We start from the raw sequence: 4,365 nt of genomic DNA, 5'->3' as shown, positions 1-4,365 counted from the left end.
CCCTTGATCAACCCCGCCGATGTTTTGGCCACGGGAGAGCAACCGGTTCCCAGCAACCCCGGTGTGGCAGCGGTGGCGCGGGTCGTCTCCGATTTGGCGGACGAGCTGAGGCGCTCCATTGATTTCTTTACCAGCACAGAAAGTAACTCCCCTGTGGTGAAGGTATTGTTGGCCGGGCCGGGGGCGGCTATTGGCCAAATGGATGGTTTCTTGTCGCAGTCGCTGAGCCTGGCCGTAGAATTGGTGGATCCCTTTGGCAGCATCCTGGTACCGAATGCAATCGAGGTGCCCTTGGAGGAGCGCCCGGCGATGGGAGTGGCCCTGGGGCTGGCCATGCGGGAAGCCGGCAAGTAACGACAGGGATCCCTCGAAGGCACTATCCAACAATGAGCGAGCAATGAGTGAGGCGATTGGATGTACACACCGGAAATCAATTTTCTTAAGGAAAGGCCGGAAGTTCCCACCACCGTTCAGACAGGGGCGGTAGCCGCCCCGACAACTGCCGCCGGAGCCGAGAGCTGGGCTTTGGCCATTGGCCTGGGGGTTGCCGTGACTGCTGTGGCCATGGGGGCTTTCTTGTATTTCCAAGACAGCTTTTCCCGTCAGCGGAATACTCTGAGGGCAGAGCAAACCCGCCTTGACGGTGAACTCAGCACAGCCAATGCTGAGTTGACCCGACTCCAGGGCCTCAGCCAAGAATTACAAACCATTCGCACCCAAACGGAGGGGTTCCGCTCCTTTCTGGAATCCGTCCAGCCCTGGTCAGCCATTTTGGAAGAAGTGCGGCGCAGGATCCCTGGCCAAGGGGTGTGGATAACCAACATCAGCGCCTCTGGGGATACCGTGAACATCCAAGGCGGGGCGCTCGATTTTCCCTTGGTGAACGACTTTTTGCTCACCCTGCTGGATTCCAACTTCGTAACCAGTGCCGTTCTCAACAGTGCCTCTCGAGTGGAGGGCACACCTGAAACTGAACCCAGCGTCACCTACGGCCTAACGGTTACTATTCGAACCATAGGGGATCCCGACCCAGAGTTTACCCGCGAGCTGGAGCAGCGGGGAGCAATAGGCTTGGTGGAAAAGATCCGCATTTTGCGTCAAGTGGAGGGGAACTGATGACCGGCTCGCTGGACAGTTTTCACGATGAACAACTAATGGCACCTCCGGCGGGGCCGCCGGTACTGCTGGGTGTCGAGCTGACCCCCATTCGCATTGGCCTGTTGATCGGGATCCTGGGCTTGGGTACAGCGGGCTTTTTGGCCTTCACCCAACTCCGTCCTCTAATTAGAGAGGTGCAAGCCTTGGAAAGAGAGGTAGCCCAAAAAACCAGCCAGTTGCAGGAGGTACAGGGCCAGATTGCCAGCCTACAGGATCTGCCCAACCAGATCGAGAAGGCTCGTGTGCAACAGCAGCAGATCAGCAGCTTGCTGGCCACCCCTGAGAATGCCGACACGCAACTGATCGATCTCAACCGACTGGTGCGGGGACAGCCCAACAGCGAGTTGCGCAGTTTTACCCCCTCCCCCCTCACCCCTGCTTCTTCGAATAACCCCGAAGTGCCCGCGATCATTGCTCCGGCTATCCAGGTGCAGACCAGTCGCGTCGCGGTGCGGGGCCCCTATACGGACATCATTAATCTCATGAGGGATGTAGAGCGCCTACGCACCTTGTTTCGGGTGAGCAACATCAGCCTAAATCCTGTGCAAGATACAGGGGAGCTAGACGCCGCTTTTGATCTGATTGCCTATTACTACGACAAAGACATTTCCTTAGGCACTGCCCCTACACCTGAAGGACAAACCTCCCCTGCGGAAGGACAGCCAACACCCGGTCAATAGCCTAGCAGGGCAAGAGCAGCCCATGCTGTAGTTGAGCGCTGCTTCCGTGGGGATCCTGCTGGAATTTGAGAAGATAGGTGGGGAGCGCGAACCCTCGCTGGAAAAGCACAGATAGTGGCGTCGTAAACCGCATGAAGCTGGAGATCACCACTGCAGGGGGCGCCCGTCCACAGGTGTTCTTTACCCAACAGGGCCGGTCTTGGATTGGGGATATCACCAATGCTCAACTGGATGGCGGTCAAGGCCGCTATCGTCAGGAGTCTCCCTTGCCGGGAGTGCGCTTCATCGAAGCCAAGCAACTAGGCAGTGACAGCGTGCGGATAGAAATTGCCGGTGTTGCGGCAGCTCCCCAGGGCTTGCTGGCCCGGCGCAGCCCGACGCAGTTGGTCTTCGAGTTTGAGGGCTTGCCCTCTGCCCCGCCGGCTCCTGTAGCGGCAGCGCCTAGCCAAGTAGCGCCCAATCAATCGGCCTCGCCAACCCGACCTCAGCCTGTGGCCCCGCCGCCAGCTCCTGCCTCCCCTCCGGCTGCTCAAAACTCTCCTTCTCCCCAGGGGACAGCCCCTACTCCTCAGCCCCTTGCCCAAACTCCTCCCCCTTCCCCGCCAGCTCAGGTGGCTCCTCCCCCTCAGCCGGCTTCCCCTGGGCCGGTCATTTCTCAGGTACCTTCCGTAGGGCAGCTTAACCAACCCCAACTGCCACCAGGAAGTTTGCCTGCTGAGTCTCCTTTCCAAGGAAGAGCTGTGGCTCCTCCGGCTGGAGATATTGCTGTCGGCACGATTCTACCCGATCCCCCTCCTGTTGACCTGGGAACCAACGCCAAGATTAGCCTGACCTTGAAGGATGCTCCCGTGGGGGATGTGCTGAGTTTGTTGGTGCGACGGGCAGGTTTGAATGTGGTGCTCAACGACGTTCCACGCGAGCTGACTATCTCTTTGGACGTGCAGGACTCGCCCCTACAAGAGACGTTTAACTTTATCCTGCGGCTAAAACAGCTACAGGCACAGCGACGGGGCCAAACTGTCTTTATTGGACAAAACCTGCCAGGGGTGAGCGGGATCCTAGTGCGCAACTACCGCCTGAACCAAGCCGTTGCCGCAAATATAGCTCCTCGTCTCGAAGCTGTTTTAAATGCCGTAGCTCCAGGCGCCCAATTTGATGTGGACGAGCGCACCAACTCCATTACCGTGATCGGCACCGAGCGACAGCAGGACATCGCCGCTGCCCAGATTGCTCAACTGGATGTGCGCCGGCGGCAGGTTTTGATTTCCGTAAGAGCGGTCGATATCCGTCTGAACAACAACGAGAGCTTATCGGTTAACTTGGGCGGAGCCTCTGGTAACTTTGCTGTTGGAACCTTGGGAGGGGCAAGCTTCGGTGGCGAGCCACTGAACCAGCCTCAGGGATCCTCAGTAGAATCCATTGGCCCCACTGGGCCATCTGGCTCTATTACAGGTATCTTCAATACCCTCAACCGCCTGCAACAATCCTTGGCTTTGCGAGTTCAAGCAGCCATTCAGAACGGAACCGGCAAAATTTTAACCGATCCCAAAGTGGTGGTGGCAGATGGCAGCTCTAGCCGGATTAGCATTGCCACCAGCGTGCCTGTAAACGTCGAAACCATTACTATACCCCAAGGAGAAAACCAGCCACCAGTTGTTACCCAGCGTTTGCAGAGAGAGGAGGCTGGAGTTATCTTAAACGTTTCGGATGTCAGGATAGATGACAATGGATTTGTTACCTTAACTATTCGGCCTGAGATTTCCATCCCCATACCCATCCAAGTGCTGGAAGGTGGAGACTTTGCAGGGATCCAGCTTTTTAACATTGATAGGAGACAGTTAGAAGCCTCTCAATTGAGACTAAGAGACGGACAGACTTTTATTATCGCCGGCCTAATCCAAGACAGAGATGATGTCGATGTTCGTAAGGTTCCTCTGTTAGGGGACTTGCCTCTTCTAGGTGCTTTGTTTCGCTCCCAGACTGTGAATAATGAGCGCAATGAAGTAGTTTTTATGCTGACGCCCTATATCATGGACGATAACGTAGCCTTTGGTCTACCTTCTAATCTATAAGACAGTAGGAAGTTAGTATGCTAAGCCGTCAAGTTTCTCAATTCTCGGCCATCCTAGTCATTAGTAACTTGTGCATTACAGCCTGTCAAAGAATCAAGGGGTACAGTAGCAACACCTAGCAAACCAACCTCGGAAGCAGGATGGATTGTTCAGTAGTCAAGAAGTCTTCACTATCTGCTCCAGGCTATACTTTCCAATTCTGGAAAACTGCCAAATAAAATGCTTCAACACTGACCCCATCATCTCAATAGGATTCAATTCCGGCGCATACACAGGCAGGTACAGCTAACTACTCCTCTTAGGGAAATAGCTCCAATAACAGTATGCTTTCCCCCTTGCATCTCCGACGATAATGATAAGCTCTTTGACCATGTAAGCTCCGAGCTAATCCCCGTTCCATTCCCTTCCACACCCCTGTCTAGTCGAGGGCAATCAAATCCTCCGGTGGAATATCC

At 55.4% G+C, this 4,365-nt stretch carries 4 protein-coding genes and 1 pseudogene; 4 read left to right on the top strand and 1 reads right to left on the bottom strand.

Features of this window, described 5'->3' with window-relative positions; genetic code table 11:
• From pilM to NW835_RS02095, 4 genes are all read left to right on the top strand, one after another.
• The coding region (gene pilM, locus NW835_RS02110) for a type IV pilus biogenesis protein PilM (protein ID WP_414414401.1) at positions 1-354 on the top strand (354 nt) is incomplete at its 5' end.
• Positions 355-414: 60 nt separating this feature from the next.
• Positions 415-1,116, top strand: a complete 702-nt coding sequence (locus tag NW835_RS02105; protein ID WP_414414400.1) for a PilN domain-containing protein — start codon at positions 415-417, stop codon at positions 1,114-1,116.
• The gene (locus NW835_RS02100) at positions 1,116-1,838 is read left to right on the top strand and encodes a hypothetical protein (protein WP_414414399.1); all 723 of its coding nucleotides are present in this window, start codon (positions 1,116-1,118) and stop codon (positions 1,836-1,838) included. Before NW835_RS02105 ends, NW835_RS02100 begins: the two co-directional genes overlap by 1 nt.
• Positions 1,839-1,969: 131 nt before the next feature.
• Positions 1,970-3,910 (top strand): AMIN domain-containing protein, encoded by a 1,941-nt coding sequence (locus tag NW835_RS02095; RefSeq protein ID WP_414414398.1) that lies wholly within the window; start codon positions 1,970-1,972, stop codon positions 3,908-3,910.
• Between the two features lie 93 nt (positions 3,911-4,003).
• On the opposite strand, the pseudogene NW835_RS02090 reads toward NW835_RS02095, so the two are convergent.
• Positions 4,004-4,365 (bottom strand): annotated as a pseudogene (locus NW835_RS02090) (IS630 family transposase); the annotation flags it as partial.

Origin of the sequence: Synechococcus sp. OH2 (genome assembly GCF_047462155.1) — a bacterium.
In the GTDB taxonomy this organism is placed as follows: Bacteria; Cyanobacteriota; Cyanobacteriia; order Thermostichales; family Thermostichaceae; genus Thermostichus.
The sequence above is the reverse complement of the archived record's forward strand: the minus strand, read 5'-3'. Positions and strand labels throughout refer to the sequence as shown.